Source organism: Accumulibacter sp. (assembly GCF_016789985.1).
Taxonomy (GTDB): domain Bacteria; phylum Pseudomonadota; class Gammaproteobacteria; order Burkholderiales; family Rhodocyclaceae; genus Accumulibacter.
This window is the reverse complement of record NZ_JAEUOL010000255.1, coordinates 1-5,827: the sequence shown is the minus strand read 5'-3', so window position 1 is coordinate 5,827 and position 5,827 is coordinate 1. Positions and strand designations below refer to the sequence as shown.

The following is a 5,827-nucleotide window of genomic DNA, read 5'->3' as shown; positions in this document are numbered from 1 at the left end:
CCGAAGGCTTGCGCCGGGCCGGCATCAAGGTTCTCACCCGGCATTTCTTCGACACCCTGCGGGTAAACCTCGGCAGCCACGCGCTGAGCGCCGGCAAGGCGGCGCTCGAGGCAGGCTACAACCTCCGCCAGGTCTCCCCAGGCGTGCTCGGCATCGCGGTCAACGAAAAGACCACCCGTACCGACATCAGTACCCTGATCAAGCTGATCGCCGGCATCCATGCCGACTTCGGCCCGCTCGATGAGCAATTGCGCCTGGAAGACCCCGCCCTGCCAGCCGCCTTCCTGCGCCGGGATGCGATTCTCGGCCATCCGGTATTCAACACGCACCACACCGAGCACCAGATGCTGCGCTATCTCAAGAAGCTGCAGAACCGTGATCTGGCACTCGATCACTCGATGATCTCACTCGGTTCGTGCACCATGAAGCTGAACGCCAGCAGTGAAATGATCCCGATCAGCTGGCCGGAGTTCAGCGACATGCACCCCTTTGCGCCGCTTGATCAGGCGCAGGGTTACCTGCAGATGATCAGCGAACTGGAAACCTGGCTCAAGGCGATCACCGGCTTCGACGCCGTCTGCATGCAGCCCAACTCGGGCGCACAGGGCGAGTACGCCGGTCTCGTCGCCATCGCCCGCTACCATGCCAGCCGCGGCGAGACGCAGCGCACCGTTTGTCTGATCCCGAAATCGGCGCACGGCACCAATCCCGCCACTGCGCAAATGTGCGGCATGCGCGTGGTGGTGGTCGAATGCGACGACTCCGGCAATATCGACGTCGCCGACCTGACAACCAAGGCGGCGCAGCATGCGGCCAATCTCGCCTGCCTGATGGTCACCTATCCATCGACGCATGGCGTCTTCGAGGAGTCGATCAGGGACATTTGCGCCATCGTTCATGAGCACGGCGGCCAGGTGTACATGGACGGAGCCAATCTCAACGCCCAGGTCGGCCTGACATCTCCCGCCGTGATCGGCGCCGATGTCAGCCACATGAACCTGCACAAGACCTTCTGCATTCCGCATGGCGGCGGCGGCCCGGGAATGGGTCCCATCGGCCTCAAGGCGCATCTCGCGCCGTTCATGGCCAACCACGGGGTGCAGCCGGTCAGCGGCCCGCACCTCGGCCAAGGGGCAATCGCTGCGGCACCCTGGGGTTCGGCGTCGATCCTGCCGATCTCCTGGATGTACATCGCCATGCTGGGTGGCAGCGGACTGACACGCGCCACCGAAATTGCCATCCTCAACGCAAACTACCTCGGTCGTCGCCTGCAACCGCATTACCCCGTGCTCTACACCGGCCGGAATGGCCGGGTCGCACATGAATGCATCCTCGACATCCGTCCGCTCAAGGCGGCTACCGGAATTTCCGAGATCGACATCGCCAAGCGACTGATGGACTACGGTTTCCATAGTCCGACGGTCAGCTTCCCGGTCGCCGGAACGATGATGGTCGAGCCGACCGAATCGGAGGCAAAGAACGAGCTCGACCGCTTCGTCGCGGCGATGATCAGCATTCGCGAAGAGATCCGCCAGATCGAGCTCGGGCAATGGCCGGCCGACGACAATCCGCTCAAGCATGCGCCGCATACCCAGGCGGATATCGCGGACGACAACTGGAATCGGCCTTACAGCCGCCGGCAGGCTGCCTTCCCGCTGCCCTGGGTGGCGGAGAACAAGTTCTGGCCGAGTGTCAACCGGGTGGACGACGTCTATGGCGATCGTCACCTGTTCTGTGCCTGCGTCCCGGCCGACGACTACGTGCCTTAGCACACGGCGCGCCGGGGTTGCACGCTGGTCGCACATGATCGATCCGGCGACACCCCGCCAACTGGTACGACCATCCCAACCGGCGCGGTGGTTTCTGAGTAAACTGCCGCCTGCCCCGCACACGACCCCGCCCCCGGAGACAAGAGCATGAACACAGCAATCCATCAGATCACCGCCGAGCGCCTCGACGGCAGCCGCCAGTCGCTGGCCGACTACGCAGGCAAGGTCCTGCTGATCGTCAACACCGCGAGCAACTGTGGCTTCACGCCACAGTACGCCGGTCTGGAAGACCTGTATCGGCGCTACCGCGAGCGTGGCCTGGTGATTCTCGGCTTCCCGTGCAACCAGTTCGGTGCGCAGGAACCCGGCGACGCCGGGGAAATCGCCAGCTTCTGCCAGAAGAACTATGGCGTCAGCTTTCCGATGTTTGCCAAGATCGAGGTCAACGGGGAGCACACCCATCCGCTCTACCAACACCTGAAACAGGCAGCCCCGGGACTGCTCGGCAGCGCGGGAATCAAATGGAACTTCACCAAATTCCTGGTCGACCGCAGGGGCGAAGTGATCCAGCGTTATGCGCCGGCAACCGCCCCGGACCGCATCGAACGCGACATCGAGGCACTACTCTGATCGCCTCTCTCAGCACCCTCCGGCGCCCGCTGCCCTCGTCGCTGCCCTCGTCGCTGCCCTCGTCGCTGCCCTCGTCGCTGCCCACACCGCTCGCGCAACCCGATGCTGACGCCTGACCTCAGCGCCATGCTGCGCTGGCCGGACGTGCCCGCCTGCTACGGCTGGCTGTCACTCGACCGCCGCGGCCGCTGGCGTTTGCGCGGCGACGTGGTCACTCATCGTGGACTGAACGATTTCCTGAGCCGGCAGTACGGCCATGACCAGGCGGGCAATTATTTCGTTCAGAATGGCCCGCAGCGCGTCTTTGTCGAACTCGAATACACCCCGTGGGTGATCCGCCTGACTGGCGAGGATCAATTCGAGACGCACGTCGGAGAAGCGATCAGCGAACTGCTGGCTGCCGCCCTCGACGACGAGGGCAATCTGCTGCTCGAAATACCCGACGGCGTGGCGCTGCTCTGCGACCAGGATCTTCCCGCCCTGCGCGGCCGCCTCCGGCTGCCTGACGACACACCGGCCGACGATGCCCACGTGCTCGCCGCCATGGCACCAGGAATCAAGCAGGCCAGTGCCCTGACTCTCGCCTGGAGGAGCGCCCGTCTGCCGGTGCGATCCATCTGTCGCAGCGAAGTGGCACGGCGTTACGGTTTCGTCGCCTCACCGCAAGCCGCCGCGCCGGGAGAGCTGCCATGAACCTGCGCCAACTCGCTCTCGACGCCCTGCTGATCGGTGACCCCGACGAGAAGTCCGCTGCCGTCGCGGCCATCCCGCACACGACAGGTGACGACCCGCTGGCCAGCCCGGATGTGCACCGACTGTGCGCCGAAACCCTGCCCGGCCGCAGTTCCCGGCCGCTGCTGGTACCGCCGACACAACTTGCGCCGCGCTCGGTCACCAGCCACCAGGGACGTGCGGCACTTTGTCATTCGCTCGCCCATATCGAGCTCAACGCGATCAAGTTCGGATTTAATGAATGTAACGATAGATTTTTTAAGCTCGTCGCTTAGCCAGGCATCTGCAGTGCAGCGAGTTCAGCGTCATCAAAACCTGCTGCTCTACGTGCTTCAAGATTAAACGGGCCACGCAATTTGGGGGCACCGTATTGCTCTGCCAACATGGAATACGTCGATACCGGGTCTAGGCCACGTTGCGAGCAGAGATATTTGTACCAATGATTCCCAACTGCCACATGCCCGATCTCATCCCGCAAAATGATGTCGAGAATGGCCGCCGCTTTGGCATCACCAACCTGCTTTAGCTTGTCTCGGATCGGTACTGAGGCATCTAGCCCCCGTGCCTCCAAAGTCCGAGGAACCAATGCCAGTCGTGCCAATAGATCATCTCGGGTTTTCTCTGCCATCTCCCAAAGGCCATTGTGCGCAGGAAAATCACCATAGCTATTCCCTAACTCGTTAAGGTGCTCGCTCAGCAGCCGAAAGTGATAGGCCTCTTCCTTCGCAATTCTGATCCAGTCACGGTAAAACTGGTCAGGCATTCCCGGAAACCGCCAAACGATATCCAAGCCAAGATTAATGGCATTCAGTTCGATGTGCGCCAAGGCATGAATCAATGTGGCTCGCCCCTCGACGGTAGCCATTGAACGCCTGCGAAGTTGTGTATGAGGAACTAGTTCCGGGACACCTTCCCTCCCCGGAATGTTGGCAGGTGGATTCAACACAACCTGACTATCAATCACGTCATCAATGTTGATAGAGTCCGTGGCAGAGAGTTTCCCTGAATATGTTGTCAGGGAAATTGCCTCCAAGGCATTTGATCTGAGCATGTTTTGAAGCCCTGTACAGAGTCGGCCCTGCAAAATTCGCCTACCAGCCCAGGAACGCGAGGCCCGGCGCGTGACGCAACGCCCGACGAGGTTCATCCCCTGAAATCACCGCCCACAGCGCGAGCCACAGCAGGCGCAAAAAGGCCGCCTTCAGTCCCAGGCGAACCATCGCCCGCAACAACCAGCGCAGGTTATAGCCGGTGGCACACAGCACCGTGTGCAGAGTATCGCCGAGTTGGCCTGGCAACCAACAGCGATCCATCCGGTGGTCCGACTTCAAATGCCCAATGATCGGCTCGACGGCTGGTCGGCGCCTGAGACAGCGGCGCTGCTGTCGGGTCAGCGATCGGTACTTGCCGCGGTGAATGATTTCAACGCTCGGATTGTCGCGATCTACCCCGCGGTATCCCAGATCGACGAAGACCTGCCTGGGTGATTTGCCAGTGTCTTCAAGCAGGAGGTGGGTCTGCTCCATTTGCGCCGCGAGAATGTGCCCGTCGTAAGGATTGCCGGGGAAACTGCGGGCGCCGACCACCAGACCGCTCTTGTGGGTGACGAGGATACTGGCCTTGACGCCGAACTCGTAGCGCTTGCGGGCTGTGCCTTTGCTGATGCACTCGACTTCGGGGGCAGGCAGGGCGTAGAGCTTGTTCTTGTCGTGGGTCTGTTGCGTGCGGAGGCGTTCGGCGCGTTCGAGCAGCGTGTTCAGACGGGTGATGGCCGTGGCGCAGTCGCTGCTGACGGTCGTCAGCTTGCGCCGGACTTCGCGCAGGACGATGCCAAGGAGGGTGCGCTGCCGTTTGACGGTACGCCGCAGGCGAAGGAACTGCCTGGCGTGCGCAGAGCCGCTGGCCTTGCGGCGCAATTCCCGACCTTCCTTGACGAAGGTCTGTTTCAGAGTGAGGCCCACCTGCTTGGCACCTTGCACGACCTTGGCCCGGGCGATCTCCAGCAAGCGGCTGTCGACCGGAGGCGCGCTCGCCTTTTCTTGCACGGTCGTATCCACGATGACCCGCTCGAACTCGGCTGGGCGCACGGCCTTGGTCTGGACGGCGGTGTCGATGGTCGCCTTGAGCAGTTCTTCGACGCCGGCTTCGCCGATGGCGGTACGAAAGCGACCGATCTGGGTGGCATCGCACGGCAGCTTCGGGGTGTAGTAGTCCAGACCGCTGAAGTATTGCCAGACGACATTCTCGGACCAGCGGGCAACGAGTTCTTCGTCACTGAGGTTGAAGGCGTGTTTGAGGTAGAGCAGTGCGGCCATGAGCCGAATCGGCAGGCGGGGACGGCCGGCTGAACTGGTACCACCGCCGGCCACTTGCCGTGCCGACCCAAACAGGTCGTCGCTTTCGATCACCTTGCCTTCGAGGCTCCGGCGGGCGAAGGGGGGGCCAGGGTCACTTCAAGTTGTGACCACGGGATTCGCTCTGCCAGTGCCGCCAATGGGTGCCGAAGGTCAATCATCTGATCCAGCCGGGAGCGGAAAAAGTCATCGGTAGCCATCTGCAATTCGCTCGATTTCCCTCAGGTTTCGGTTGCCTCTATTCTAATTTCTCGGGGTTAGTGCAACATACTTTCTGTAAATTTCCTTCGAGCTGGAAAGGCGTTGCCGAGTTGCCCGCAGCGATGAGGGCGCGTAGCGCCC

5 protein-coding genes and 1 pseudogene are annotated in these 5,827 nt (G+C 62.0%); 4 read left to right on the top strand and 2 right to left on the bottom strand.

The genetic code is table 11. From position 1 onward, the window contains the following. The 4 genes from gcvP to JNK99_RS14700 all read left to right on the top strand — a co-directional run. Window positions 1-1,769 (top strand): aminomethyl-transferring glycine dehydrogenase (gene gcvP, locus JNK99_RS14715; RefSeq protein WP_291854358.1); only part of this gene is annotated, 1,769 nt, incomplete at its 5' end. Window positions 1,770-1,916: 147 nt separating this feature from the next. Next, complete coding sequence (locus JNK99_RS14710) at window positions 1,917-2,399, top strand: glutathione peroxidase (protein ID WP_291854356.1); 483 nt, start codon at window positions 1,917-1,919, stop codon at window positions 2,397-2,399. Window positions 2,400-2,501: 102 nt separating this feature from the next. Further along, window positions 2,502-3,092 carry a DUF2946 family protein gene (locus JNK99_RS14705; protein ID WP_291854354.1) on the top strand — a complete coding sequence of 197 codons (591 nt, stop codon included), beginning with the start codon at window positions 2,502-2,504 and terminating at the stop codon, window positions 3,090-3,092. Beyond that, the gene (locus JNK99_RS14700) at window positions 3,089-3,406 is read left to right on the top strand and encodes a DUF455 family protein (RefSeq protein WP_291854352.1); all 318 of its coding nucleotides are present in this window, start codon (window positions 3,089-3,091) and stop codon (window positions 3,404-3,406) included. Before JNK99_RS14705 ends, JNK99_RS14700 begins: the two co-directional genes overlap by 4 nt. On the opposite strand, the gene JNK99_RS14695 is transcribed toward JNK99_RS14700, so the two are convergent. Both JNK99_RS14695 and JNK99_RS14690 read right to left on the bottom strand, forming a co-directional pair. Beyond that, window positions 3,403-4,182, bottom strand: a complete 780-nt coding sequence (locus JNK99_RS14695) for a ferritin-like domain-containing protein (protein WP_291854350.1) — start codon at window positions 4,180-4,182, stop codon at window positions 3,403-3,405. The two genes, JNK99_RS14700 and JNK99_RS14695, sit on opposite strands and share 4 nt — an antisense overlap. Window positions 4,183-4,303: 121 nt before the next feature. Further along, window positions 4,304-5,691 (bottom strand): annotated as a pseudogene (locus JNK99_RS14690) (IS5 family transposase); the annotation flags it as partial. Window positions 5,692-5,827: the final 136 nt, after the last annotated feature.